Origin of the sequence: Arsenicicoccus dermatophilus, from assembly GCF_046267915.1 — a bacterium.
GTDB lineage: Bacteria > Actinomycetota > Actinomycetes > Actinomycetales > Dermatophilaceae > Arsenicicoccus > Arsenicicoccus dermatophilus_A.
In genome coordinates, this window is sequence record NZ_CP176520.1 from 3,208,196 (window position 1) to 3,234,425 (window position 26,230).

General features: G+C 71.8%; 23 protein-coding genes. 4 read left to right on the forward strand and 19 right to left on the reverse strand.

The window, feature by feature from the left end; all coding sequences use genetic code 11:
* Positions 1-46: 46 nt before the first annotated feature.
* The 11 genes from ACK2IS_RS15090 to ACK2IS_RS15140 form a co-directional block, all read right to left on the reverse strand.
* Positions 47-673 (reverse strand): TlpA family protein disulfide reductase, encoded by a 627-nt coding sequence (locus ACK2IS_RS15090; protein WP_409484108.1) that lies wholly within the window; start codon positions 671-673, stop codon positions 47-49.
* Positions 673-1,617 carry a c-type cytochrome biogenesis protein CcsB gene (gene ccsB / locus ACK2IS_RS15095; RefSeq protein WP_409484109.1) on the reverse strand — a complete coding sequence of 315 codons (945 nt, stop codon included), beginning with the start codon at positions 1,615-1,617 and terminating at the stop codon, positions 673-675. Before ccsB ends, ACK2IS_RS15090 begins: the two co-directional genes overlap by 1 nt.
* Positions 1,618-1,619: 2 nt before the next feature.
* Positions 1,620-3,149: a cytochrome c biogenesis protein ResB gene (locus ACK2IS_RS15100; protein WP_409484110.1), complete on the reverse strand. Its 1,530-nt coding sequence runs from the start codon at positions 3,147-3,149 to the stop codon at positions 1,620-1,622.
* A 10-nt stretch (positions 3,150-3,159) separates the two neighbouring features.
* Positions 3,160-3,879: a cytochrome c biogenesis CcdA family protein gene (locus ACK2IS_RS15105; RefSeq protein WP_409484111.1), complete on the reverse strand. Its 720-nt coding sequence runs from the start codon at positions 3,877-3,879 to the stop codon at positions 3,160-3,162.
* Position 3,880: 1 nt separating this feature from the next.
* Complete coding sequence (locus ACK2IS_RS15110; RefSeq protein WP_409484112.1) at positions 3,881-4,873, reverse strand: tetratricopeptide repeat protein; 993 nt, start codon at positions 4,871-4,873, stop codon at positions 3,881-3,883.
* 405 nt (positions 4,874-5,278) lie between these two features.
* Positions 5,279-6,847, reverse strand: a complete 1,569-nt coding sequence (locus tag ACK2IS_RS15115; protein WP_409484113.1) for an ammonia-forming cytochrome c nitrite reductase subunit c552 — start codon at positions 6,845-6,847, stop codon at positions 5,279-5,281.
* A gap of 3 nt (positions 6,848-6,850) precedes the next feature.
* Positions 6,851-8,194: a cytochrome c nitrite reductase small subunit gene (gene nrfH, locus ACK2IS_RS15120; protein ID WP_409484114.1), complete on the reverse strand. Its 1,344-nt coding sequence runs from the start codon at positions 8,192-8,194 to the stop codon at positions 6,851-6,853.
* A complete protein-coding gene (locus tag ACK2IS_RS15125) occupies positions 8,191-9,126 on the reverse strand; it encodes a sensor histidine kinase (protein WP_409484115.1) in 936 nt (311 codons plus the stop codon). The genes nrfH and ACK2IS_RS15125 overlap by 4 nt, the downstream gene beginning before the upstream one ends.
* A gap of 142 nt (positions 9,127-9,268) precedes the next feature.
* Positions 9,269-10,243 carry a non-homologous end-joining DNA ligase gene (ligD, locus tag ACK2IS_RS15130; protein WP_409484116.1) on the reverse strand — a complete coding sequence of 325 codons (975 nt, stop codon included), beginning with the start codon at positions 10,241-10,243 and terminating at the stop codon, positions 9,269-9,271.
* Positions 10,244-10,343: 100 nt separating this feature from the next.
* Complete coding sequence (locus ACK2IS_RS15135) at positions 10,344-11,960, reverse strand: metallophosphoesterase family protein (RefSeq protein WP_409484117.1); 1,617 nt, start codon at positions 11,958-11,960, stop codon at positions 10,344-10,346.
* A 137-nt stretch (positions 11,961-12,097) separates the two neighbouring features.
* Entirely contained in the window at positions 12,098-13,027 is a 930-nt protein-coding gene (locus ACK2IS_RS15140) for an exodeoxyribonuclease III (RefSeq protein ID WP_409484118.1), read from the reverse strand.
* 77 nt (positions 13,028-13,104) lie between these two features.
* Between ACK2IS_RS15140 and ACK2IS_RS15145 the strand changes: the two genes are divergently transcribed.
* Complete coding sequence (locus tag ACK2IS_RS15145; protein ID WP_409484119.1) at positions 13,105-13,443, forward strand: DUF2218 domain-containing protein; 339 nt, start codon at positions 13,105-13,107, stop codon at positions 13,441-13,443.
* A gap of 30 nt (positions 13,444-13,473) precedes the next feature.
* On the opposite strand, the gene ACK2IS_RS15150 is transcribed toward ACK2IS_RS15145, so the two are convergent.
* Both ACK2IS_RS15150 and ACK2IS_RS15155 read right to left on the reverse strand, forming a co-directional pair.
* Positions 13,474-14,460: an IS481 family transposase gene (locus tag ACK2IS_RS15150; protein WP_409484120.1), complete on the reverse strand. Its 987-nt coding sequence runs from the start codon at positions 14,458-14,460 to the stop codon at positions 13,474-13,476.
* 68 nt (positions 14,461-14,528) lie between these two features.
* Positions 14,529-14,894, reverse strand: a complete 366-nt coding sequence (locus tag ACK2IS_RS15155) for a VOC family protein (protein ID WP_409484121.1) — start codon at positions 14,892-14,894, stop codon at positions 14,529-14,531.
* 90 nt (positions 14,895-14,984) lie between these two features.
* Between ACK2IS_RS15155 and ACK2IS_RS15160 the strand changes: the two genes are divergently transcribed.
* Both ACK2IS_RS15160 and ACK2IS_RS15165 read left to right on the forward strand, forming a co-directional pair.
* A complete protein-coding gene (locus ACK2IS_RS15160) occupies positions 14,985-15,968 on the forward strand; it encodes a helix-turn-helix transcriptional regulator (RefSeq protein ID WP_409484122.1) in 984 nt (327 codons plus the stop codon).
* A 239-nt stretch (positions 15,969-16,207) separates the two neighbouring features.
* On the forward strand, positions 16,208-16,348 hold the full coding sequence (locus tag ACK2IS_RS15165) for a hypothetical protein (RefSeq protein ID WP_409484123.1): 141 nt from the start codon (positions 16,208-16,210) through the stop codon (positions 16,346-16,348).
* A gap of 46 nt (positions 16,349-16,394) precedes the next feature.
* On the opposite strand, the gene ACK2IS_RS15170 is transcribed toward ACK2IS_RS15165, so the two are convergent.
* Entirely contained in the window at positions 16,395-17,708 is a 1,314-nt protein-coding gene (locus tag ACK2IS_RS15170; RefSeq protein ID WP_409484124.1) for a polysaccharide deacetylase family protein, read from the reverse strand.
* 282 nt (positions 17,709-17,990) lie between these two features.
* Here ACK2IS_RS15170 and ACK2IS_RS15175 point away from each other — a divergent pair, with 282 nt between their 5' ends.
* Positions 17,991-19,694 carry a choline/carnitine O-acyltransferase gene (locus ACK2IS_RS15175; RefSeq protein WP_409484125.1) on the forward strand — a complete coding sequence of 568 codons (1,704 nt, stop codon included), beginning with the start codon at positions 17,991-17,993 and terminating at the stop codon, positions 19,692-19,694.
* A 51-nt stretch (positions 19,695-19,745) separates the two neighbouring features.
* On the opposite strand, the gene ACK2IS_RS15180 is transcribed toward ACK2IS_RS15175, so the two are convergent.
* From ACK2IS_RS15180 to ACK2IS_RS15200, 5 genes are all read right to left on the reverse strand, one after another.
* Complete coding sequence (locus ACK2IS_RS15180) at positions 19,746-21,569, reverse strand: ABC transporter ATP-binding protein (RefSeq protein ID WP_409484126.1); 1,824 nt, start codon at positions 21,567-21,569, stop codon at positions 19,746-19,748.
* Positions 21,566-22,384 (reverse strand): ABC transporter permease, encoded by an 819-nt coding sequence (locus ACK2IS_RS15185; protein ID WP_409484127.1) that lies wholly within the window; start codon positions 22,382-22,384, stop codon positions 21,566-21,568. The genes ACK2IS_RS15180 and ACK2IS_RS15185 overlap by 4 nt, the downstream gene beginning before the upstream one ends.
* Positions 22,381-23,394: an ABC transporter permease gene (locus ACK2IS_RS15190; protein WP_409484128.1), complete on the reverse strand. Its 1,014-nt coding sequence runs from the start codon at positions 23,392-23,394 to the stop codon at positions 22,381-22,383. The genes ACK2IS_RS15185 and ACK2IS_RS15190 overlap by 4 nt, the downstream gene beginning before the upstream one ends.
* On the reverse strand, positions 23,394-24,923 hold the full coding sequence (locus tag ACK2IS_RS15195; protein WP_409484129.1) for an ABC transporter substrate-binding protein: 1,530 nt from the start codon (positions 24,921-24,923) through the stop codon (positions 23,394-23,396). The genes ACK2IS_RS15190 and ACK2IS_RS15195 overlap by 1 nt, the downstream gene beginning before the upstream one ends.
* Before the next feature lie 125 nt (positions 24,924-25,048).
* Entirely contained in the window at positions 25,049-26,215 is a 1,167-nt protein-coding gene (locus tag ACK2IS_RS15200) for a PQQ-dependent sugar dehydrogenase (protein WP_409484130.1), read from the reverse strand.
* Positions 26,216-26,230 lie beyond the last annotated feature (15 nt).

Below are 26,230 nucleotides of genomic sequence, written 5' to 3' on the forward strand. Positions count from 1 at the left end.
AGCCCGTGTGTCGGCGACCGCGGCCCTCAGCCCCCGACCACGCTGCTCAGCGGGCGATCGTGGCGATCTGCTCGTCCATCGTGGCGCGGGTGAGCCCGCCGACGTGGATCTTGCGGAGCACCCCGTCCTTGTCGACGAAGAAGTGCGTCGGCAGCCCGGCGATCCGGAACCGCGACGCGAGCGCCGTCTCGGGGTCCGCGACCTGCGGATAGGTCAGCCCCACCCGCCCGGCATAGGCCAGGACGTCGGCGGGCTTCTCCTGCAGGTTGACGGCGACGACCTGCAGCCCCCGACCCTTGGCCGCCTGGTAGGCCGCCTCGATGTCCGGCGCCTCGGCGCGGCAGGCGGTGCACCAGGACGCCCCGAAGGTCAGCCAGACCGGCTTGCCCTTGAGGGACGCGAGGCTCACCCGCTCCCCGGTGACGGTGGTGGCGGTGAAGTCCTGCGGGGCCTTCCCGACCTCGGGAGCGGGCCCGGACCGGTCGCCGGTCACGGTGACCGACTGCCCGCCCGCCATGGCGCTCTTGCCGCTGCCGGTGCGGCCGCCGAGCAGCCAGGCACCACCGGCGACGAGCAGCGCGGTGACCAGCAGCACGAGGAGCTGGTTGCGACGACTTCCCCGTATGCCGCTGCGCCAGTCCTCCTGGGTCGGCTCGGGTGCGGCCGTCGCCATCACTTGCCCCCGTAGGAGTGCATGCCGGTGAAGAAGTAGTTGCCCATGAAGGTGAAGATCACGGCCGCGAAGCCGAGGATCAGCAGGAAGGCCGACCGGTCGCCGCGCCAGCCGCGGGAGACGCGGGCGTGCAGGTAGGCGCCGTAGATCAGCCAGGTCACGAGAGCCGCGGTCTCCTTGGGGTCCCAGCTCCAGTAGTGACCCCAGGCGACGTCGGCCCAGATGGCGCCCAGGATGATCATCACGGTCATCAGCGGGAAGGCGATCATCACCGCGCGGTAGCCCAGCTCGTCGAGGAAGGACTGCCTGGGCATGCCGTGCCAGCGGATGCGCGGGGCGAGGAGGTAGAGCGTGCCGGCGGCGCAGGCGACCGCGGCGGCACCGTAGGCGAGGACGGCGGTGAAGACGTGGGCGGTCAGCAGCAGCGAGTTCTGCAGGGCGGGGACCAGCGGGCCGGGCTTGGCGTCGATGGTCACGGCATACACCAGCATCGCCAGCGCGAAGGGGAGCACGAAGATCGCGAGCGCCCTGGCGTGGTAGCGCCACTCGAAGAAGAGGTTGGCGGCGAGGATGCCCCAGGCGAAGGCCACGGCGAACTCGTGCTGGTTGGCGAAGGGACCGTGGCCGGTGGCGAGGGCGCTGAAGATCAGGCCGAGGGTCAGGACGAGGAGCGCGAGGCCGGTCACGAGCGAGGCGTAGCCCGCCAGTCGCACCCCGCCGGCGGGCGGGATGCCGGCCCCGCCGGACCCGCCGACCCCACCGGACTCCCCGCCGCCGTGGCCGGGATGCAGGGCCACGCCGCCCCCGCCGCCCACGGTGACGGGAGCCGGTGCGAGCGCCTCCCGCTGCGAGGGGTGGCGGGTGAGGTTGGCGATGGTGGCGGCCACGCCGAGGGCGACCAGGATGGTCGCGGCCACGAGGGCGTACTGGGAGAGCTGGAACATCGTCAGGCTCCTACGGTGCTGTGACGGGCGGCCCGGTCGGGCCCGGACGCGGCTGAGGTGGGGGTGGCGCCGAGGTCGGCGGCGATGCCCTCGACGAGTCGGGCGACCCAGGCCTCGTAGGCCGTGTCGTGCCGCTCGGAGGAGGCGATGCGGATGCGGGAGCCGCCCTCGGCCGGGACGACGCGCACCCACAGTCGACGGTGACGCAGGAACATCGTGACCGTCATGCCGACCAGGATCATGCCGGAGCCGATCCAGACCCACAGCGCGCCGGGGTCGTCGGAGACCATCAGGTCGGTGTACTGCGCCTCGCGCTCGAAGGTGTAGGTCAGGCCGCGGATCGTCGCGGACTGGCCCTGGGTGACGACCTGCTCGCCGAGGTTCTCGTCCTTGTCGGTGGGCATGATCCGGATGACGGCGGCGCCGGGTCCGAGCTCGGGGTCGACCTTGCCGGACGCGGAGGTGACGACGAAGAGGTCGACGTCGCGGCCGGGCACGGCGACCTTGCCGTAGACGTGCTCGCCGTCGGGCGTGCTGACCTTGAGCGGGACGCCGCCCTGGTAGATCACGGTGCCGGTCCGGTCCTTGACCGAGACCTTGGCCGCGAAGCCGAAGGCCGCCTGGAAGACCTTCACCCCGTCGTACCGCAGCGGCTCGTTGACGCGGGTGTCCTGCTCCTTGACCTTGACCCCGTCCTGGTAGAGCACGAGGTGGCTGACGTAGTCCTTGGGCCGGCCGTCGTCGTAGTACGCGTCCTCGAAGCTCGTCGCCTCGATGCTGAGCCCGGTGCCGTGGCCCACGTCGGTGCGGGTGCCGACCGTGACGGGCAGGCTGGCGACGCTGAAGCCGGTGTTGGCGGTGATCAGGCAGCCCAGCAGGATGATCACGAAGGCGATGTGGGCCATGATCGTGCCGAAGGGCATCCACCGGAACTTGTCGGCGTAGGTGTTGCGGCCCGGCCCCTTGGGGTCGTCGAGGACCCGGTAGCGCGCGGCGGACAGGGCGGCCCGGACCCGGGTCTCGGCCTGCTCGGGCGGGACCGGCGCGGTCAGGTCGTGGTGGATCCCGGCGTGGGCGAAGAAGGGCTCGGTGACGTGCAGCTGGGGCCGGGTCGCGCGCTTCCACAGCAGCGGGATGCGGTGCACGACGCAGCACAGGATCGAGATGCACAGCGCGATGTTGACGGCCTTGAAGTACCACGACCCGAAGACGTCGAACAGGCCGAGCCAGTCCAGGATGTCGGTCCAGCCCTGGTACTTGGGCCGGACGGTGTCGAGCCACTCGGCGTACAGCTGCGGGTCCTCGCGCTGGTCGGCGGTGGACTGGACCAGCATGGTGCCGAGCAGGGTGAGCACGGCCATGGACAGGATCAGGCCGATGCCGGTGCGCTTGGAGATGAAGAAGCGGTAGACCCGGTGCAGGGGCCCGGGCATCCGGATGGTGTCGGCGGCCTCGATGGTGTCATCCGGGAGGAGGCCCTCGGTGGGCTCGTCGGGGGCGGGCGGGGCGGAGCTGGTGGGACGGAGCTTCATGGTGGGCCTCTCAGACGCCGAAGGCCGGGAGCAGGCCCGAGAGCCTGCCGAGGATGTTGGTGATCATCGCGAAGCCGATGCCGATCAGCATGGCCCCGGAGACCAGGGACAGGGCCATCTCGTGGCGGTGCAGCCAGCGCAGACGGACGGTGATCTCGGAGGCGCCCATCGCGACGAGCACGAAGGGGATCCCGAGACCCAGGGAGAACGCGACGAGCAGGAGGGCGCCGCGTCCGACGGACTCCGAGGCGGTGGCGAGGCCGAGGACGCCGCCGAGGACCGGGCCGATGCAGGGGGTCCACCCGGCCCCGAAGGCGAGGCCCATCAGCAGCGACCTCGTGTATGACGGAGGCTGCTCGCCGGGCCGGCCGGTCGCGCCCCGCACGGGGGCGTGCACCTCGCGGTAGAGCGCCGAGATCTCGATCAGCCCGGCCACGTGCAGGCCCATGACCACGAGGAGCATGCCGCCGGCGATCCGCAGGAGATCGCGGTGACCACCGGCCACCACGCCGATCAGCCCCATGGACACCCAGATCAGGGTGAAGACGACCGAGAAGCCCAGGACGAAGGCGAGCGCCTGGGTGGCCGCAGCCCGCCGGGCCCGGTGTCCGCCGGCGGGGGTGGTGCCCGCGACATAGCTCACGAACACCGGCACCACCGGCAGGAAGCACGGTGACGCGAAGGCCACGATCCCCGCGAGCAGCGCCAGCGGGAGGGAGACCCCGTCCATGTCACTTGCCGGCCGTCGGGGCGGGGGTGCTCGCGCCGCCGGGGGCGGGGGTCATGAGCGCGCCCATGTGGTTCTGGACCTTCTGCGAGAGCGGGCCGTTGCCGTCGAGCTCGATGACCTTGTCCCACATCTGCTTGGCGCGGGCGGAGTCCGGGGGCGTCTGGGTGAGGTAGAGGAAGCCCAGGTCGTAGTACGCCTCGGCCTTCTTGGGCTCGAGCGCGATCGCCCGCTCCCACTGCGCCTTGGCCTGGGCGCGGTCGCCGGCGTTGAGGTGGGCGACGCCGGCGGCGAGCAGCATGTCGGTGTCCGTCGGGCGCTGCGCGACGAGCTTGTCCCGCCACCGGGCGGCGTTCGTGAAGTCGTCGGCGCCGAAGTAAAGGTCGCCGAGCTGGGCCATCGAGGAGACGTCCTGCGGGTTCGTGGCGATCTTGTCCTGCAGCGCCTTGATCTTGGCGGGGTCCGCGGGGGTGGGCTTGGCCTGGGTGGGCATGCCCTGCGGCGTCGCGTCCTGACCGCTGCCCTGGTCGCCCATGGTGACGGGAGGCTTGGTCGCCGTGGTCTGCGCCCCGGGCCCGAACTTGTAGACACCGAGCACGATCCCGGCGATCAGGGCCAGCCCGGCGAGGAGCAGCAGCGGGGTCGGCAGGCTGCGTCGGGCGGGTGCCGCGGCGGTGGCGCCCGGACGGGTGGCAGAGGTGCTCGCGGCACGCCGGGCCAGGACGTCGCCCGCCTTGCCGGTGAGGACGGCGTGCGCCGCGTCCGCGGCAGCGGCCTGCTGGTGCGCCCACGCGGACAGCTCGGCGGGGGCGGCGGTGAGGTAGGCCGCGACCCGGTCGTGGGCGACGTCCACGTCGTCGGGGGTGGCGTCCCGGGGCAGCCCCAGCGAGGTCAGCAGGGCCTGACGCAGGTCACCCGCCTCGTGCTGCGGCGCCGCCGGCGCCTGAGGGGAGGTGGGTGTGCCCGGGGTCGTCGCCCCGGTCGTGGGCTGCGTCATGGAAGGTCCTGTGCGTCGGGCGACCCAGGGGCCGCGGGGAGTCCGATGGGACCACTGTCCGCCGCCCGCACGCCCTGGACCATCCCTCGGGCGTCACGGTCGAGATAGAGGATCCGGGTTTGCAGGATAGAGAGGGGTACAGAGAAGGCACACTCGGGCACAGTGCGTCAGCGCCATGTGTGGGCGCCTTGCCACCGTTCCTGCTCGTCGGGGCCAGACCGGCCCCGCCGAGCACACTCGGGACCCTCTTTGAACGTGACACGGGGCCAGCCTGGCCCCGGGGCACCGCGGCCACCGGGTCCGGATCGGCGCGCCGGACCCCGGACGCGGAGCAGACCGCCTCGTCCCCACGAGGCGGTCTGGTCCGGTGGCGAGGGGTCCGGTGTCGGCTCTCCCCGCGATCCCTCAGTGCGAGGGGGTGGGCGTCGCCGCGTCCGTCAGGGTCGCGGCCGGCGTCGGGGTGGTGGCCGTCGCCGTGGGGTTCGCAGCCGCGGCGGCGGCGTCGGCGGCCTTCTTCGCCCTCCACAGCTGGAAGGCCTTGACCGCGGTCGGGTCCATCTTCTCCTTGCCGACCAGGGCGAGCTGGCCCTTGCGGACCGCGTCGGTCGCCTCCTGCAGGTAGCGGATGCTCTCCTCGGGGGCGTGGAAGCCGGTGGAGTTCTCCGACACGACGTAGTCGATGTAGAAGGACGCCTTGCGGTGCCAGCTCTGGGCCGCCTCGATCCGGTCCTGGGCCACGCCGGCCTTCTTGGAGGCGTCGATGTCCGCGATGAGCTGGGTCAGCGCGTCGAAGGCCGAGTCACGCGTCTTCTGCACCCGGGTCTGGATGGTGTCGACGCGAGCCTTCATCTCCTCCTCCGAGGCGTGGTGGCACACCTGGCAGGAGCGGTTGACGTTGAGCATCGGGCTGCGGACCTGGTGGTCGGAGACCTTCTGCGCACCGACGGCGGTGTAGGGCATGTGGCAGTCGGCGCAGGAGACGCCGGCCTTGGCGTGCACGCCCTGGTTCCACATCTCGAACTCCGGGTGCTGGGCCTTCAGCATGGGCGCGCCGGTGATCTTGTGCTCCCAGTCGGTGAAGCCCTGCTCCTGGTAGTACGCGAACTCGTCGTCGAGGTTGACGCCCTTGGCCCAGGGGAAGGTGAGGGTCTTCTCCTTGCCCTTGAAGTAGTACTCGACGTGGCACTGGGCGCAGACGAAGGTGCGCATCTCCTGCGTCGTGGCCTGCTTGTTGACGTCGTAGTTCTGGATGCCCTGGCTGGCCTTGAGCGCCTTGATGCCGTTCATGAACGCCGGACGCGAGATCCGCAGCTGCATGGTCTTGGGGTCGTGGCAGTCGATGCAGGCGACCGGGTGGTCGACCAGCTTGGTCGCCTCGGCATAGGTCATGTGGTTGATCTTGTCGAAGCCGGCGTTCATGTCACCGTTGCCGAGGTCCTTGTAGACCTTGACCATCGAGGCGTGGCAGTTGAGGCAGGTGCCGGGCTGCTTGAAGTCCTGGACCCGCTTGGTGTCCCGCTGGTCGATGAGCATGTAGGCATGGCCGCGCTTCTCGCGGTAGTCCTTGCTGAAGGCATAGCCCGCCCACATCTGCACCAGGCGGGGGTCCTTCTCCAGCTTGCTGGCGGCGACCACGGAGCGCGGGTCGGCCTGGGAGGGCGTCTGCGGGAGCGCCTCGGAGCCGCCGAACTTCGTGCGGCTCTGGTCCGAGGTCTTGAGGTACATGTCGTACTGCAGGGGGAAGTTGCGGCCCCACACGGCAGGGTCGACCACCGTGTCGTCGAGCTGCGTCACCGTGAAGCTCGTCTGCCTGGCCTCCTGCTTGTGCTGGAAGATGTTCAGCAGCAGGGCGACGACGCCGATGGTCACGAGGGCCGTGGCGAGGACGATGGCCCCGAGCAGCAGGCCCTTGTGGCCCTTGCCGCGTGGCGCCCCGGAGGACCCGGTGCCCTGCTTGGTGGTGGAAGTGCTCATCGTTCAGCCCCTTCGGTGCCCGACGTCGGCGTGACACTGCACGCAGGAGATTCTTTGGCCGACTGGCTTGGTGTGCTCGATCCCGGACACGAGCTGCTGGTGGCAGCGCAGGCAGTTCTCCTCGACCGTGGCCAGGCTGCGGCTCTTGATCTGGATGTTCTGCGGGAAGTTCCCGGTGGTGAAGGCGACCGAGTGGTTCCACCCGTGCTCGGCCTTCGTGAGGTACTTGCCGACCAGGTCGTGCGGGGTGTGGCAGTCGTTGCAGGTCGCCACCTTGCCGTGGCTCGACTTGGTCCAGGCGTTGTACTCGGTGTTCATGACGTGGCAGTTCACGCAGGCCTTGGGGTCCGCCGAGAAGTACGACGCGCCGTTGGCGTAGCCGAAGGTGAACAGGACGACGCCGAAGAGCGTGCCGATGCCCAGGGCGAGGAAGACGGAGAACAGACCCTGGGGCGACCGGAGCCACCCGAGGCGCGAGCCGTCCGTGTCGGCCACGCTCATCACCGTCCTTCGGGCACGCGGACCGGCCCGGTCGACTGATCCATCGCACTCATGCTGCGCCCAGGAGCACGACCGGGACCATCCGTCGATGGGTAGATCCGGGGTACACCCCGCACGGTCGCCGCTGTATCCCCGCGCCGGTCCGGCGTCAATCGGGTCGGGGCGCGGCATACCCCGAACGGACCATGTAGGCCGCCGCCTGGACCCGGGACTCCAGCCCCAGCTGTGCAGGGCGTTGTGCACGTGGTTCTTGACCGTGCCCTCGGTGATGACCAGGGTGCGGGCGATCTCGCGGTTGGACAGGCCGGCCGCCACGTGCCGCAGGATCTCCATCTCCCGGGCGGACAGGTGCGGCTGCTCCTCCTGCCGGGAGGGAGCGGCGGTCGTATGCCGAGAACCACCGCGCAGCTCGGCCAGCAGGCGACCCACCAGCTGCGGGGACACCGGGGTCTCGTCGCGCGCCGCGGCCCGCAGCATGGAGAACAGGTCCTCGGGGTGGAGGTCCTTGAGCAGGTAGCCGTGCACGCCCATCCGGATCGCCCCGAGCAGCCGCTCGTCGTCGTCGCAGACGGTCAGCATGACCACCTTGACCGTGGGGAGCTGGTCGAGGATGAGGCCGGCGGCCTCCAGGCCCGTCATGACCGGCATCTCCATGTCCATCAGCACCACGTCGGGCAGCAGCTCGCGGGCGAGCTCGACGCCCCGCAGCCCGTCGTCCGCCTGACCGACGACGGTGAGGTCGGGCTGCTGGTCGACCAGGGTGGCGATGGCGCGGCGGAACAGCGCGGTGTCGTCGACGAGCAGCACCCGGACGGGAGCGGCGGCCTCGGGCGCAGGGGTCGTCATCCGGACATCATCGCCTGCAGCCGGGTGCCCCGGGCACCACGCGGCACCTCGACGACGACACGTGTACCCAGGCCGGGCCCGGAGCTGACGTCCAGGTGGCCCCCGACGAGCTCGGCCCGCTCGCGCATCGAGTGCAGCCCGAATCCCTCACCGCAAGGGGACGACTCGGGCACGAAGCCCTGGCCGTCGTCCTCGACGAGGAAGCGGGTCCAGTCGCCGTCCTCGCTCACCGTGATGCGGGCGTGGCGGGCGCCGGAGTGCTTGCGGGCGTTGGTCAGCGCCTCCTGGATGATCCGGATCACCTGGACCTCGCGGTGCGGCGTGAGGGTGGGCTCCCCGTCGAGGTGGACCACCACGTCGGTCTGGATGCCGGACTGGCGGGTGTACTTCTCGGCATACGTCCGCAGGCCCTCGAGGAGGGTGTGCTGGCCGCGCGGGCCCTCCCGCAGCCCGAGGATCGCCTCGCGCACGTCGCGATAGGCCTCCTGGCAGCCGCCCGCGATGTCGGTCAGCTCCTCCTGGAGGGCCTGGTCGGAGCGGACGGCCGGCTGGTAGGCGAGCGCCTGCAGGCGCAGGTTGGTGGCGCCGAGCACCTGGGCGAGCGAGTCGTGTAGCTCGCGGGCGATGCGGTCGCGCTCGGCGACGGTGGAGCGGTAGCGGTCGTCCTCGATCAGCTGGTCGATGAGCGTGAACATCATCAGCCCGAAGGCGATCGCGGCGACCGCGGTCAGGCCGCTGACGATCTGGTCGGAGCGCTCGGGCCACAGCCGGTCGAAGAGCAGCGGACGGGCGGCCTGCAGCACCACGATGAACAGGGCGGGCAGCCCGACGCCGACGAGGCGCAGCTGGCGCCACCACAGGTCTCGCTCGCGCCGGGGATCAGGGTGGGACGCCGGGGAGGAGCGATCCTCCCGGGGCGATGGGGAGTCCACCGAGGACAGCACCTCCTCCGGGCCGTCCGGTCCAGCCGGAGGGGATGGGTACAGGAATTAACCGGATTAACTCTAGATCATCTGACGGATGGTCCTGGCCCCCGCACCCAGGGTAGGCCTCGATCGGCGCGATCGCCTCCGCTCACGCACCGGGCTCGGGTCCCGCACCGGGGTCGGCGGCACCACCCTGCTCGTCGCGCTCCGCCCACTCCAGCAGCGGGGTGAGGTCGTGGTGCACCTCGTCGATCCCGGCGTGCAGGTCCCCGAGACGGCTGAACCGCTCGGGCACGGTGGCGATGGTGAGCTCCGCGGGCGCCACGTCGGCGACCTCGTCCCAGGCGATCGGGCAGGACACCGTCGCGCGCGGGGTCCCCCGCACCGAGTAGGCCGCGGCGATGGTGTGGTCGCGGGCGTTCTGGTTGTAGTCGACGAAGACCGCCCGCGGGTCCCGGTCCTTGCGCCACCAGGTGGCGGTCACCAGGTCCGGGGCGCGCCGCTCCACCTCGCGGGCGAAGGCCAGGGCCGCCCGCCGCACGTCGGCGTGGTCGTGGTCCGGCCGCACCCGGACATAGACGTGCAGCCCGTTGCCGCCGGAGGTCTTGGGATAGCCCGTGATCGAGAGCTCGTCGAGCAGCTCGCGCACCACGGCCGCGACCTCGCGCACCCGGTCGAAGCCCGCCTCCGGCATCGGGTCCAGGTCGATCCGCCACTCGTCGGGGCGCTCGACGTCGGCGCGGCGGCTGTTCCAGGGGTGCAGCTCGACGGTGCTCATCTGCACCGCCCACACGACGTGGGCGAGGTCGGTGACGCAGAGCTCGTGGACCGTCCGCCGGAACCGCGGGAACCAGACCGGCACCGTCTCGACCCAGTCCGGCGCCCCCTTGGGCAGGGCCTTCTGGTGGACCTTCTCCCCCGCCAGGCCGTCGGGATAGCGGTGCATCATGCACGGCCGGTCCCGCAGCGCGCGCACGATCCCGTCGCCCACGGCGAGGTAGTAGTCCACGAGATCGCGCTTGGTGGCGCCGATCTCGGGGAAGTAGACGCGGTCGGGGTTGCTGACGCGGACGCTGCGGCCGGCGACCTCGATCTCGACGGCGGGCGATGCCTTGGGGCTCATGAGGTCCAGTCCAGCAGGTCCGGGACACGAGCAGGGGTATGCCGCGAAGGTGCGTCGGGCCTGGTCGGCATACCCCTGCCTGCTGGTGGGGTCCGGGGACTCAGCGGCCCTGGGCGAAGGCCTGCGTGACGGGGAAGTCCTGGTGCTTCATCACGGTCCCGGCCTCGACGTCCCAGGCCTCGACCCGCACCCGGTCGCGGAAGACCTTGAGCCGCAGGCCCGTCGTGTGCTCGCCGGGCAGGGTGGCCTCGTCGTGGTCGTCGTCCGGGACGCCGGCGTTGAGGACCGCGCCGGTGTTGACCGCGGGGAAGCCGTCCGGGTTGCCGGACCCGTCGACGCGGTAGCGACCCCACCAGTCGTTCAGGCCGAGCCAGGCGTGGGTGTGCCCGGACAGGTAGATCACGTTCGGGTACTTCGCGATGACGGCGTTGAGCACCTCCAGGTCGGCGAAGTCGTTGCCGTACCAGGCGGAGTGGGTGAAGGACACCGACTGCGGCAGCGGGTGGTGGTTCATCAGGACGACGGGGGTGCCGCGCCGGGCGTAGGTCGCGAGGCGGGACTCCAGCCAGGCGAGCTGCTGCCGGCCGAGGGTGACGTAGGGCTCCTTGCCCTCGCGGTCGACGTCGCTGTAGTACTCCGTCGAGAAGGACAGCGCCGGGATGCCGTTGACGGTGACCTCGCCCCACGGCACGGAGCGGCCGGCCAGGGCCAGGAAGCGCTTCTGGTAGGCCGCGAAGTCCTCCTTGCCGAGGAGCTCGTGGTTGCCGGAGCCCATGAGGACCGTGCCGGAGGGGTGCGGCGTGGCCTTGAGCATCTGGGTGGCGGAGGCGTAGTCCTCGGCCGTGCCCAGGTCGACCACGTCGCCGTTCAGCAGCAGCGCGCCGGCCTTGTCGGGCTGGGCGGTGAGCAGCCGGATCGCCTTGACGTACTTCGCGTTCCCGCGAGGGGCGTGGATGTCGCTGAGGACGTCGAAGGTCGCGACCGGCGCGCCCTGGACCGGCTTGGGCGCCCGCACCAGCGCGACGTTGTCGACGGCCCACCACAGGTCGTTGCGCCCCTGGTCGTAGGTCCAGCTGAAGCGGGCGGTGCCGGCGCCGCGGGGCACCGTGACGGTCAGGTCCTCGTGGGCGCTGAGCCGGTCCTTGTCCAGGGTGAGCAGCCGCTGGGGGGCGCCGCCGTCGAAGCTCACCGTCACGTAGGCGCTCTGGGGGGCCTTGCCCTGCGCGTAGTGGGAGTCGAATCGCAGCGCGAGGTCGCGCTGCCCGGCGACCTGGACGGGCGGGGACGTCAGGGTGGTGGTCAGGTGGTCGCGCGGAGCCAGGCGCTGGTGCTTGCTCTCCACCACGGCGACGGTGTCGTGGGCGCCGGTGAACCAGTGCCGCCGCTCGGTCCCCACGGCCCAGGTCCAGTCGCGGACGTTGGTGAACGCCCAGCCGGCCCAGCGCTGCTCGCCGGTGGTGAAGCCGCTGCTCGCGATCGTCCAGCCGCGCGGCGCCCGGTGGGTGAAGCCGGTGGGGCTCGCCTGGCCGTCGAAGCTCTCCTGCCACAGCACCTGCTCGTTCATCGGCTGTCGGGCGGGGCGGTGGGGCGCGCCGGCCTGGGCCGCCTGTGGGACCTGCCGGTCCGTGGGCTGCGCGGTCGCCGCCGTCGAGGTGGCGGTCAGCGAGGTGGCGAGCACCGCGCCGACGGCGGTGGCGAGGGACAGGGCGGACTTCACGGAGGGCTCCTCGGGGCGCGGGTCGGGATCGGGCTCGACCCTGCTCCTGCCGTATGACGCGCCGGTGTCACCGGTCTGAACGCGTCACCACCAGGTCGTGGCGGTCCGCTCCGCGGTGCGGTGATGCCGTGGTGCGCTCAGAGCCTCGTCAGGTCGTAGTCCACGACGACGGGGGCGTGGTCGCTCAGCCGCTCCTCGGCCGAGGGCTCCCGGTCGGTGCCCCCGGTGACCGCGGTCCGGGCCAGCCTCGGCGAGGCCAGGTGGTAGTCGATGCGCCAGCCGGTGTCCCGGTCGAAGGCGCCGCCCATCCAGCTCCACCAGGAGTAGGGACCCGGCTCGTCCGGGTGCAGCCGCCGCACCACGTCGACCAGCGAGCGCGGCGACAGGATCGACCCGAACCATTGCCGCTCCTCGGGCAGGAAGCCCTCGGACCTCGTGGAGGTGCGCCAGTTCTTCAGGTCCCGCTCGGTGTGCGCGATGTTGAAGTCGCCCATGACGAGGAACTCGCGGCCCTGCGCCTTGGCCGCCCGCCGCGCGGCGGTCAGGTGGCGGCCGAATCCCTTGAGGAACCTCATCTTCCGTTCGTACTTCGCGCCGCCGTCGGGCTCCTCGCGCATCGTGCCCGGCACCTGCAGGTGGGCGGGCAGCCCGCCCTTGGGCAGGTAGAGCGACGCCACGGTGAGCGGCTGGTCCGCGAGATCGACCTCCAGATAACGGCCCTCGTGGGCGAAGGCCTTGAGCTCGCGGGCCAGCGGCCCCCGCTCGGCCTCCTCGCGGAGCTCGACGTGGGCGTCGCCGGGAGCGCGGACGACCGCGCCGGCGCCCCAGGAGCGGACGGCCGCGGGCGCCTCGCGGGTGAGCACGGCGACGCCGTTGCGCCCGGCCAGCCGGCCGGCGTCATACGTCAGGTGGTAGTCACCGAAGACGCCGTCCGGCAGCAGCGGCACCGGGCAGCGGACCTCCTGCAGGGCGACGACGTCGCACTCGCGGCGGGCCAGCCAGTCGTCGAACCCGCGACGCCGGGTGGCCCGGATCCCGTTGACGTTGAAGGTCGCGACGCGCAGCACCGGGCGATCCTACGTGCGCGAGGCGAGGCACGGGTCGCGCCGGGATACGGTGTGGCCACCGGACCGAGGGGGACCAGATGATCACCGGCCGTATGCCGACCGAGCGGCCCGAGCGCTATGCCCGGCAGCTCGCGAGCCACTGGGCGGCCCGCTGCACCGCGACGCAGGACCCGGACGGGTCGACCCGGCTGACGATGGCCGACGGGGGCGTGGTGCTGCTCACGCCGACGCCGGGCGCCCTCGAGATCCGGCTGGAGGACCCGGGATTCGCGCGCGTGGTGGGCGGGCACCTGGAGAGGTTCGGGCAGCGCGCAGAGCTGCGGGTCACCTGGGACCAGGAGCTGCCGGGCGACGGCCCGCAGTCACCCGCGCGCGGCGTGCTGGGGCGGGCGCTGGGCCGGTTGCGCCGCCGCTGAGCTCGACGCCCGGTCGGTGCTCGGTCGGCGCTAGGTGTACTGACCGGAGACGTTGATCAAGCGTGAAAAGGGCGGCTGGTTGCTGCAGGCGGTGTGGGGCCGATGCTGGTTATAGTCATGGAGCCAGCCGGGGAGTGCGTCTCGTCGTTCTTGCTCGCTGGTGTAGCAGCGGGCGTAGGCCCACCCGTCGGCCATGGTCCGGTGGAAGCGCTCCACCTTCCCGTTGGTCTGCGGGCGGTACGGGCGAGTCCGCTTGTGCGTGATCCCCAAGTCGGCGCAGGTGTCGCGCCATAGGTGTGAGCGGTAGGCGCCGCCGTTGTCGGAGAGGACCCGCTCGACGGTGACTCCACGGGCGTTGAACCACTCAACAGCGCGCACGAGTACAGCGGTGGCGGTGACGGCAGTTTCGTCGTCATGGATCTCGGCGTACGCGACGCGGGAGTGGTCGTCGATGACGGTGTGGACGAAGGCCTTGCCCATCAGCGGGTCCCGGTACTTGTTTCTCGGCTTGTCGGGCGTGGCGGCTCTGTTCTTCTCGCCTTGCCGCCGGCCGACGTAGCGCCAGCCGCCGCCGTCGGGAATGTTGCCGAGCTTCTTTACGTCGACGCGGAGCATCGCGCCGGGATGGTCGTGCTCGTAGCGGCGCACCGGTTCGCCAGTCGCGCGGTCAACGTGGGAGAGCCGGTTCAGGTGAACGTCGACCAGGATGCGGTGGACGGTCGACGGAGCGATGCCGAGCCGGCAGGCCAACTGAACTGGTCCCTCTCGGAGGCGAAGCCGGAGTTGGATGCAGCGCCGGGTGGTCTGTTGGCTTGTCCTGTTCGGAGACCGGCGCGGTCTCGACGATCGGTCCTGCATTGACTCGCCCGCGCGGTAGCGGTCGGCCCAGCGTTTCACTGTCGGCCAGGAGACTTGGAAGCGGGCGGCGACTTCGCTGATCGGCCAGCCTTCGTCGACGACGAGACGGCCGACGATCAGGCGGTGGCGGGGTGTGAGAGCGGCGTTGGGGTGTGACATGGAACCTCGTGCAGACATGGTCGTGGCGGCGAGCTGGTGCTCGCCGCCACGTGGGGCCTCTTGTCGGGTCAGTCGATGGGGCTGACTCGGATGAGGTTGCCGTCGGGGTCGGCGATCACGAAGGTGCGGCCAAATACGTCGTCATGAGGTTCTTCGACAACGCGCACGCCCTTGGCGGTCCACTCCTGGTAGACGGCGTCGATGGCCGAGGCGGGACCGGGGACCATGAGTCCGATCTCGCTCGTGCGAGGTGTCTCAGGAGTGGTGTTCTCGTTGCCGCCGGTCCAGATGGCGAACAGCACCCCGGGTGCCACCTCGAAGGCGACGTAGCGCGGGCTGGTGAAGGTGGGTTCGATGTCGAACAGGTCGCGGTAGAAGGCGGTGGACCGTTCGGCGCTGCTGACGTAGGTCAGGAACAGGTTGGGTGTCGGCATGGATGTCTCCTCGGATCGGTGGATCGGGTGGCTTCATCCGATCAGTCAAAGACGACATCTGCTGTCATGTTTTTTTGTGAGGATCGGGCCATGAAGTCCTCGAGGCTCTTGTCGATCCTCCTGCTCCTGCAGACCCACGAGCGGATGACGAGCAAGGAGCTGGCCCGCCGGTTCGAAGTATCGCAGCGCACGATCCTGCGTGATGTCGAGGCGCTGTCGGCCGCTGGCGTCCCGGTCCATACGGAGCAGGGCCGGGGCGGGGCGATTGTGCTGGACCGCCGATCCCGTCTCGATGTGGCGCGTCTCGATCCTGCCGAGCTGCAGTTACTGACCGTCGCAGGACTGGACGCCAACCTTTTCGAGCACGTCGGGCTGCAGGCAGTTCAAACCAGCGCTCGGGAGAAGCTGACGGCCGTCGCCACGCGAGCGCAGGCTCCTACCACCTCGCCCTTGTCCGAGGTGCTCCTCATCGACCCATCGGGGTGGTACACGACCGGGCAGGAACTCGACCTGACCGTCCTGCTGACTGCAGCGCGCGAACGACGACGCATCCTCCTCCGATATCGACGCAGCGGGGAGGCAATCGGGCAGTGGCTCACTGCGGACCCCTACGGGCTGGTGAACAAGGCCAGCTCTTGGTACCTCGTGGCTGACGTTGACGGGCAACCCCGCCTGTTCAACACCAGCCGCATCGAGCACTGTGCGCCCCTCACGGACACCGCGGCACTGCGACCAGACTGCGATCTACGGTCGGTGTGGCGGGACCTGCTGGCCAGCTTCCACCCGGAGCCCGGTGTCGAGGTGCGCGCGCTGCTGCGCTCGACCCGTGTGGACCTGGCCCAGCGAATCCTCGGAACACGCCTGGTCAACATCACCACCACCGAGGACGACTGGACCCCAATCGTCATCCACTACCCCGATGTCGAATCGGTGCGACAGCTCCTCCAGTTCGGCGACCACATCCGCATCCTGGCCCCGACCGAAGCGGCCACTCGGTTCCACGACCTCGCCGCCCAGATCATGCGGGCTCACGCCGCAAGCAGCTCAACCAACGTCCCCGGTCAGTACAGCTAGGCCGCTGCTCAGTCGGCGACGAGGGTCACGACCCCAGGGTCGTTGCGCTGGAACGTGATGCCTGGGCCTCCGCCGTCGACGAACCGGACCCGATCAGGGCCCATCTCCACGGCTCCACGTCCACCTGAGCCGCCTCGCCCGTGCTCGCACCGACGAGCGACCCCGTGGCCGCAGGCAGCGCTCTGGTAGAGCCTCCGACAGGCTCAGGCCGGGGAGCGTTCCGACCACCATCCGGTGCGATGAGGCTCGTCTGCACGCCGCACGGCGGGGACGACTGCCCCTGCTGGCTCGGGGCCGATGGACAGATCCAGGAGCGCGTCGACCGCCTCGTCGATGGCGACCGCCTCGTCGTCCTGCCGGCCGGTCTCCACCACAGCTGACTCCGGGGAGCCCGAGGACACCTCAGCAACCACTCGACGAGCGGCGTCAGCCGCCGGCCTTGGGGCCGCCCACCGACGGGACGGGGAGGGGGCGGGCCGGGTCCATGGTCGGCCGTGCGTCGAAGAACTGCGTGATCGCGGTGCGCCTGCCGTCCAGGGCACGCTGCAGGCTGATGCCGTCGACGTTGGCGCGCGACTGGCGGAAGACCTGCCCCGACAGCTGCACCCAGTGCGGCGTCGTCCCGTCCACGCCGAAGAAGTAGTCGAACTTCTCGGTGCCGTGGAGGAACTCGAACTTCGGGTTGCCCGGCGAGTAGGGGCTGGCGTCGCCGATGTCGGCGCCGAAGGGATAGATCATCAGGGGTGTGTCCCCGAGGATCGGGCGCACCTCGGTGTCCCACCGGCCGGCGTCGGCCTTGATCCGACCGAGGTCGCTGCGGGTCATGTTGATGTGACCCCAGGAGTGCGAGGCGAACTGCCAGCCGTTGCGCTTCATGGCGGCGGCCACGACCTTGGCCTGGGCCTGGGCGGCCCGGGTCGCGGGCGTGTCGCCATACGTGCGGATGCTCGTGCGATAGCCGAGGACGCCGTTGTAGCCCGTCATGGCGATCGAGCCCTTGTCCCCGCGGTAGGAGAAGTCGGGGTGGTCACGCACGAAGTCGTCGATGATCGGCGGGCAGTCGAAGGACCCCTCGACCGTCCTGCCCGCGGCGTCGGTGTAGGTGTTGACGACTCGGCCGTCCGGCTCGGCCACCAGGACGTTCGCGAAACCCTTGCCGACCATGTACTCGTAGTACGACAGGTCGTCCAGGGACAGGACGAAGGGCTTCTTGCCCGGCGGGAGCAGGATCGGCTGCGGCCGCATGATCCCGTCGGCACCACGGGCGGCGATCCGCTGGGGGTGGACGAGGACCCAGCCGCGCGCGTGCATCTGCTCCAGCTGCTTGCGCAGCTCGCCGACGGAGGTCATGTACTGGCTGAACCCGACCGCCTCGCTGCCTGGGGCGGCGAAGGCGCGGCGCGGGTCGACCGCGGCCGAGTGGTAGAAGAGGTGCGGGATGGTGGTGTTGTCGGGCCAGCGGACGGCCTTGGCCCGCAGCGCCTGCACCTGCGCGAGCTCGGCCTTGGCCTGCGGGCTCGTGGCGGCGGCGAGCGTGCGTATGGCGGCGTCGTAGTCGTACTGCGCGGCCTGCGTGCGAGCCTGGGCGACCACGTCGACGGTGGGCGTGGGGCTCGCGGCGCTCGGGGTGCTCGTGGCGGCATGCCCGGGCCCGCCACCGGTCGTCGTGGCGGCGGTGCCCCGCGGCTCGACCGAGCACCCCACCGACGTCATGGCCACGAGTGCCCCGATCACGGTCATGGCACCGACCGTGACGGTTCGGCGCCGCCGACCACCTGAATGCCTCGTCATGCTGGTCTCCCCTGGGCTGGAAAACTACTCACAGTGACGATAGGGGGAGATGACGCCGGAATCCAGCCCCCGACGCGCCGAGTCCGCCGGACGGCGCTGCGCCTCCCACGAGCGAGCTCTCCCCGAGCGCGTGGCCCGAGCGCGCAGGCTCGGCGCGCCCGTCGACAGACCCCCCGGCGCCGGCGGGCAGCCCGACCCCCGGCCCCCTAGGCTGGCCGCCAGGAGGCCCCCATGAAGACGCTGCCCGTCCCCCCGCTGCGCCAGACCCTCGACCGCTACCTCGAGACCGCCGCCCCCCTGCTCACCGCTGCCGAGCTCGACCGGACCCGCCGCGCCGTGGCGGAGTTCGCCGACGGTGACGGACCCCGCTGCCAGCAGGCGCTGGAGGACCTCGCCGAGCAGCAGAACGCCGCCGGCCGCTCCTGGCTGTGGGACGCCTGGCTCGAGGGCTACCACCGCACCCGCACCCCGCTCCCGCTCGTCAGCAACGTCGGCTTCGAGATCGTCGTGCCGACGGCGGGATCCGGGCTCGACCGGGCCGCCGAGCTCGTCCACCGCTGCGCCACGGTCTATCTCGCGCACCTGCGCGGGGAGGGCGGCGCCGACCTGAGCGTCCGCGGCGAGGAGCTGTGCCAGCAGCAGTGGGACCACGTGGCGGGCGGCATCCGCGACCCTCGGCACGAGCTCGACGTCTTCCTGCCCGGGTCCGGCGGCGCCGCGGAGCGTGAGGTGGGGGTGCTGTGGCGGGGCCGCGCCGTCGCCATACGCGTGAGTGACCAGGCCGGGCACCCGCTCTCGGTCAGCAGCATCCGGCAGGCGCTGGCCCGCGTCATCGAGCTCGACGCAGCCGCGGAGCCGGGCTTCACGGCGCCGGGCTACCTGTCCAGCGACGACGGTGCCGACCTGCTCGTGGAGCTGCGCCGGGACGAGCACAACGCCCGCACCCACGACCGGCTGCGCGAGCTGTTGTTCCTCGTCGGGCTGGACGACCGCGGCGGCGAGCTCGAGGAGCACCTCACCCGCATCTCCTTCGAGGCGGGCCTGGCCTATCCCTTCAAGCCGGTCACCTTCCACGTGGACCTGGCCGACGACTTCACCGGGATGCACCTGGAGCACTCGACCCTCGACGGGTCCACCCTCGTCGCGATCCTCGGTCGGGCCCAGCAGGTCGCGCCGGTCCACGGCGGGCCGGACGACCAGCCGGCGGCCGCCGAGGAGATCGCCTGGCAGCTCACCGGCGACCAGCGGGCGCGCCTCGTCGACGCGATGCGGGCGTATGCCGAGGAGGCCGGCCGCCAGCGTCACGTCATCCGCCGCGTGGCCACCCCCGAGCTGCCCGAGCTGCCCTGGCGGCTCAGCCTCGACGCGTGCCTGCAGGCGGTGATCTGCTACGCCCAGCTCGCGGCCTACGGGCGGATCCGCAGCACCTACGAGTCGGTGGACATGCGCGAGTACCGCGGCGGGCGCACCGAGTGCCTGCGCCCCGTCACCGCCGCCAACGTCGCCCTCGCCCACGCCCTGGTCGACGGCAGCGCCACCCGCGAGCTGCTGGAGGACCACCTCGCCGCGCACCGCGAGCTGGTCAAGCGGTGCAAGAGCGGCCAGGCGATCGACCGGCACCTCTTCGGCCTGCGGCTGATGGCCGAGCAGCACGGCTGGGCGGCACCGGTCTTCACCGACGAGGCCTATCGCCGGCTGACCACGGACTTCCTGTCGACCACCTCGCTGGGCGACGTCGACCGGATCGTGCGGGCGGCCTTCTGCGCCACGAGCGAGGGTGGCCTGGGCGTCTACTACGTCGCCGTCGACGGCGGGCTGGAGTTCTCCGTGTCGTATGCCGAGGGCGCGGCCGAGCGGGTCGAGGACTTCCTGGACGCGCTGGACGAGGGCGTGGCCCGGCTGTGGGCCCTGCTGCGCACCTGCGGCGTCGGCTGAGCGCCGGCCCTGACCGGCGCCGCCGCCGTCCTGGGCCGGGGACCGCCGGTCTCAGCCGGAGGCCCTCGTCAGCACCGGCGTGTGCGCGAGCAGCTGCCGGGTGTAGTCCTCGCGTGGCGCGTCCAGCACCTGAGCCGTCAGGCCCTGCTCGACGACCCGCCCGTGCTGCAGCACCACGACCCGGTCGGCCACGGACCGCACCAGCGCCAGGTCGTGGGTGACGAAGAGCATGGAGATGCCCCGCTCGGCCTTGATCCGCTCGAGCAGCGCGACGATCGAGCCCTGGATCGACACGTCCAGCGCCGAGGTGATCTCGTCGCACACGAGCACGTCCGGCTCCGCGGCGAGCGCCCGGGCGATGGCCACCCGCTGCCGCTCCCCGCCGGACAACCCGCCCGCGCGCAGCCGCAGCAGCGAGGCGTCCAGCTGGACCTGCTCCAGCAGCTCGGCCGCCCGCTCGCGCCCGGCACGTCCGCGCGCGATCTCGAACAGCGCCAGCGGCCGGGTGAGGATCTGCTCGACGGTGCGGCGCGGGTTGAGCGACTGGTAGGGGTTCTGGAAGACGTACTGCACCCGCTTGCGCTCGGCCGGGCTGCGGCGCCGGGCCGCGGGGGCGAGCTGCTGCCCGTCGAGCACCACGCGGCCGGTCCAGTCGTCGTGGAGCCCGGCGACGCACCGCGAGGTGGTGGTCTTGCCGGACCCGGACTCACCGACCAGGGCGACGATCTCGCGGCGGGCGAGGTCGAAGGACACGTCATGGACGACCTGGCCGGCGCCATACCGGACGTCGAGGTGCTCGACGGCCAGGACGATCTCGCGGGCCCGGTCCGGGGGCGTGTCGGCCATCGCGCGGCCGTCGGGGTCCCAGGCGGGCAGGTCGGGGATCCGGATGCACCGGGCGACGTGCCCGGCCCCCACCTCGACGGGTGGGGGTGACACCTGGGCGCACTCCTCGACGGCGAAGGAGCAGCGGTCGTGGAAGCGGCAGCCCGAGGGTCGTCGGCCGGGCGCGGGGGCGCGACCGGGTATGCCGGAGAGCCGGTAGGGCTGGTGCAGGTGCGGGATCGCCCGCAGCAGCGAGCGGGTGTAGGGGTGGGTGGGCGCGGCGAAGACGTCCGCGGTGCGACCCTGCTCGATGAGCTCGCCGGCATACATCACCACCACCCGGTCGGCGACGGTTGCCACGACGGCCAGGTCGTGGGTGACGTAGAGCGCCCCGACGGCGAACCGCTCGCACAGGTCGGCGAGGGTCTGCAGCACCATCGCCTGCGTGGTGACGTCGAGCCCGGTGGTGGGCTCGTCCAGGACGAGCACCGCGGGGTGCGGGAGGAAGACCATCGCGAGCGCCACCCGCTGGACCTGGCCGCCGGAGAGCTGGTGGGGGTAGCGGCGCAGGAACTCGTCGTCGCCGGGCAGGCCCACCTCGGGGAGGATCTCGCGGATGCGACGGTCCCGCTCGGCGGGGGTGCCGATGGCGTGCAGGTCGAGCAGCTCGCGCAGCTGGTCGCCGATGCGGATGGCCGGGTGGAGGGCGCTGCTCGGGTCCTGGGGGACGTAGGCGACCTGGGTGCCGCGCAGCCGGCGGACCTGCTGCCAGGGCAGGGCGCGCAGGTCGTGGCCGGCGACGAGGAGCTCGCCGCCGCTGATCTCGGCGCCGGGGCGGGCGTAGCCCAGGATCGCGGTGCCCGTCGTGGTCTTCCCGGAGCCGGACTCGCCGACCAGGCCGACGATCTCGCCGGGGCGGATGGTCAGGTCGACGCCCTCGACCACGTCGTCGAGGCCGCTGGTGAGCCCGACGCGCAGGCCCCGGACGACGCAGACGGGCTCGGGGTCGGGTCCGGGCGGGCCGGGCTGGGTGGTGCGTCGATCGCTCATCGCGATCCCCTCGCGGTCCGGGCGCCGATCGCGTCGGCGAGCAGGTTGGTGCCGATGGTGAAGGCGGCGACGACGAGCACGGGGGCGAGGACGCCCCAGGGCTGGACGAGCAGTCCGAGCCGGTTCTCGTTGGTCATCTGCCCCCAGTCGGCGGCGCCGGGGTCGGCCGCGAAGCCCAGGAAGCCGATCGCGGCGATCATCCCGATCGAGTAGGTCAGGCGTAGCCCGGCCTCGGCGAGCAGCGGCACCGCGAGGTTGGGGCCGAGCTCGGCGGCCACGATCCGCCAGCGCCTCTCCCCCACCGCCTCGGCGGCCTTGACGAAGTCCTGGTGGACGTAGGTCAGGGCCACGCCGCGGGCCACCCGGGCCACGCGGGGGGCGTGCGAGGCGGCGACGAACAGCACGACCACCCACCACGCGGGGTCCTTGACGGCGGTGAGGACGAGCAGGGCCACGAGGATCTGCGGGAGCGCGAGCAGGACGTCGTTGGCGCGCATGAGCAGCTCGTCGAGCCAGCCACCGGCATACGCCGCGAGCACGCCGTAGAGCGCCCCCACGACCACGCCGAGCGCGCTGGCCAGCACCGAGGAGACGAGGATCGTCCGCCCGCCGTGCAGCAGCCGCGACCACACGTCCTGACCGAGGTAGTCCGTGCCCAGCAGGCCGCCGCCGGTCGCGAAGGGCCGCCCGACGATGTCGTGCTCGCCGTGCGGCGCCACCCACGGGCCGATGACGCCCAGGACGACGACGAGCAGGGTGAGCAGCAGCCCCACGACGGTGCGCGGGTCGCGCAGCAGGCTCCGGGCCGGGCTCATGCGACCATCCCCGTCCGGGCGCGCGGGGTGAGCAGGATCGACAGGGCGTCCGCGAGCAGGTTGACCAGCACGTAGGCCGCGGCGATCAGCATCGTCAGGGCCTGGACGACGGGCAGGTCGGAGTTGCGCACCGCGTCGACCAGCGTCGTCCCGAGTCCCGGGAAGTTGAAGAGGTACTCCACGAGGACGCCGCCGCCCAGCAGCCAGGCCAGCTGCAGCGCGGTCACCTGCACCGTCGGCACCAGCGTGTTGGGGATCGCGTGCCGTCGCAGCACCTGCCGCTCGGGGATCCCCTTGAGGCGGGCGAGCTCGACGTAGTCCGAGTCCAGCGTCTCCACCAGGGTGGATCGCAGGATCCGCGTCAGGTAGGGCACGATCGCGAGCACCAGCGTCGCCACCGGCAGGATCAGCGCCGCCGGTCGCTGCCAGGCCATCGCGCCCGCCGGGAGCACCGTCACGGCGGGCAACAGGTGCAGCACGCTCGTGGACAGCAGGGCGACGAGCAGGATGCCGGTGACGAACTCGGGGACGCCCGCGAGCGCCAGGGTGATGACCTGGATGACGTGGTCGGCGGCGCGCCCGCGGTGGTGGGCGGCGAGGACCGCCAGCGCGAAGGACAGCGGGACCATCACCAGCGCGACCACGAGGAGCAGGAAGGCGCTGTTGGCGACCTTGGTCCCGATCACCTCGCCGACGGGCAGCCCGCTCGTGACCGAGGTGCCGAGGTCGCCGCGCAGCAGCCCGCCGAGCCAGGTGAGGTAGCGCTGCGGCAGGGACTGGTCCAGGTGCAGGGCGTCCCGGATCTGCTGCACGCGATCGGGACTGACGGCGTAGTCCTTGCCGAGGATCGCCCGCACCGGGTCCCCCAGCGCCGACGTGGCGGCGAAGACCAGCAGGGAGACCACGAGCAGGGTGAGCAGGGCCAGCGCCAGTCGGCGGCCCAGCCACAGGGTCCAGGCCCGCGCGGGCGACCGGTGCGGCACGCGCACGGCGACGGTGGCTCCGGACATCACGACTCCCTCAGGGTGGCGAGGTTGAACCGGTATGACGAGCAGGGCTGCTCGCGCGCCGGAACCAGCCCGGACACCTGTCCGCCGTAGGCGTCGACCTGGTTGGCGAAGGCCCAGATGATCAGGCCGCCGCGCTCGTGCTCGATGCGCTGGGCGTCCTGCAGCAGGGTGCGCCGACGGGCCGGGTCGGTGGTGCGGCGGGCGGCGACGATCAGCGCGGTGAACTGCGGGTCGTCGAAGTGGGTCTCGTTGTAGGGCGAGGACTTCAGCGCGCAGGCGATCGCCTGGGGCAGGTAGAGCCGGGTGGCCCAGAAGTCCTGCGCGAAGCCCCACGTCAGGTATCTCTCGCCGTAGAACACGCCCGGGTCGGCCTTGGTGAGCTTGACGGTGATCCCGGCCTTGGCGGCCTGCTGCACCAGGATGTTCGCCGCCTCGACCCCACCCGAGCCGACCGCCGTGGAGGTGACCAGCTCGACGCGCAGGTCCTCGGCGCCCGCCGCCTTGAGCAGGTGGCGCGCCTGCGCGAGGTCCTGGTGGCGCTGCGGCAGCTCGTCCCCGATGTAGTCCGGGTCGAACGGGCCGTAGACGTCGTTGGCGACCCGCCCGAAACCGCTGAGCGCCTGGTCGATCAGCTCCTGCCGGTCCACCACCAGACGCATTGCCTGGCGCACCCGCACGTCGCTGAAGGGCCGCTGGTCGACGCGCATCGTGAACGGCACCCAGCCGCCCGTCTCGGAGACCAGCGGGTGCGCGCCCTGCCGCTCGATCGCCCCGGCGAGGTAGGGCGGCAGGTTGTCCACGGTGTGGACCTGACCCGCGAGCAGCGCGGACACCTTGGCCGCGTCGTCGGTGAAGTCCAGGATCGTCAGGGAGTCCACGGCGGCCTTGCGGTCCCAGTAGCCGTCGTGCCGCACGAAGTGGCTGCGCTGGCCGGGCAGGAACGTCTCGTGCCGGAAGGGCCCGGTGCCCACGGGCCTGGCCATGTCGAAGTCGGCGGGGACGATGCCGAGGGTGTATGACGCGAGCAGCTGGTCGAGGATGCCGTAGGGCTCCTTGAGCACCACGCGGTAGGTGTGGTCGTTCACGGCCCGGCAGCGGGCGAGGTCGATGAGCGGCGCCACGTCGGTGAGGAGCCCGGCGGGGTTCTTGGGGTTCGCCATCCGCTCCATGGACGCCTTGACGTCCCGCGCGGTCATGGGTCGCCCGTCGTGGAAGGTCACCCCCTCGCGCAGGTGGAAGGTCCACTCGGTGGCGTCGGGGTTGTGCTCGACCGCGGTGGCCAGGCTCGGCTCGACGCGGTAGTCGGCGGTGAACCGCAGCAGCGGCTCGTAGAGCTGGCGCACCCGCGCGATGTCGGGCATGGTCACCGGGAAGTGCGGGTCCAGGGAGTCCTTGAGGCCGCCGCCGGTGGCACCGTGGATGAGCTCGCTGGTGACCGCCCCGGACGAGGGGGCGCACCCGCCCAGCAGTCCGCTGGTGGCGGCGGCGAGCGCCCCGGCCCCGAGCTGCAGGGCCTGGCGGCGACTCATCGTCGGTGACGAGTCTGGGTGTGCGGCGGGTAGGTTCACGGGACCCCCCTCCCCTCGGGTTGTCGGCAAACCTAACCGTAGGGGTGCATATGTGCACTGTGGGCAACGTTTGGGAACGGGTCCGTTCAGCGCGAGACGGGCGCCAGCCGCAGCAGTCGGCCCTGCTCTCCGTCGGTCAGCAGCCAGATGGCGCCGTCCGGGCCCTGCTCGACCTCCCGGATCCGCTGACCGAGGTTCCACTGGTCGCCCTTGGTGGCCGTGCCGCCCGCGAGGTGGACCCGGACGAGCGCCTGCCCGGAGAGCGCCCCCACGAAGGCATCACCACGCCACTGCGGGAAGGCCTCGCCGGAGTAGATCATCAGGCTGCCCGGGGAGATCGACGGGTTCCACCAGACCTGGGGCGCGACGTAGCCGTCACCGGGGCGGTGGTCGGGGATGTCGCGGCCGTCGTAGTGGGAGCCGTTGCTCGCCCGCGGCCAGCCGTAGTTGCCGCCGGCCTGGATCAGGTTGATCTCGTCGCCACCCCTGGGCCCCATCTCGGACTCCCACAGCCTGCCCTGCGCGTCGAAGGCGAGCCCGAGCGGGTTGCGGTGCCCCGTGGAGACGACCTGGGCGCCGGTGCCGTCCAGGCCCATCCGCAGGATCTTGCCGAGGGTCGTGCCGTCGTCCTGGGCCGGGTCGAACTTCTGCCGCTCCCCGGAGCTCACCCACAGGGTGCGGCCGTCGGGCGAGATCGCGAGGCGGTGGCCGTAGTGCCCGTCGCCCGGCACGAACCGGTCCTGGTGCCAGATCTCCTGCAGGCCCGCGAGCCGGGGCTCCGGACCGGCGAGCTGCAGGGTGGCGCGGCCGACCGCGGCCCGCGAGGTCCCGTCGGGGCCGTCCTGCGCCCAGCTGAGATAGATCGTGCCGTCCTGGGCGTATGCCGGACCGAGGACGACGTCGGCGAGCCCGCCCTGACCGACGTGGTGGACCTCCGGGGTCCCGGTCACGATCGTCGACGACCCGGATCGGGGGTCGTAGACGCGCAGCTCTCCGCCGCGCTGGGTGACCAGGGCGCGCCCGTCCGGCAGCCAGCACATGGCCCAGGGCTCGACGAAGGTCCCGCGCTCGGCGATGGTGAACGGCAGGCCGGGGACCGTCGTCGCCGGGGGCGAGCTCGGCTCGGGTCCCGGGCCCGTCGACGTCGCCGCGCTCGTCGTCCGCGGGCCGGTCGGCGGGGCGGGATCGGCCGAGCAGGCGGCGAGCGTGAGCGCCGAGGCGGTCAGCGTCGCGGCCAGGGTCGCGGTCCTCATGGCTCGACGGTAGCC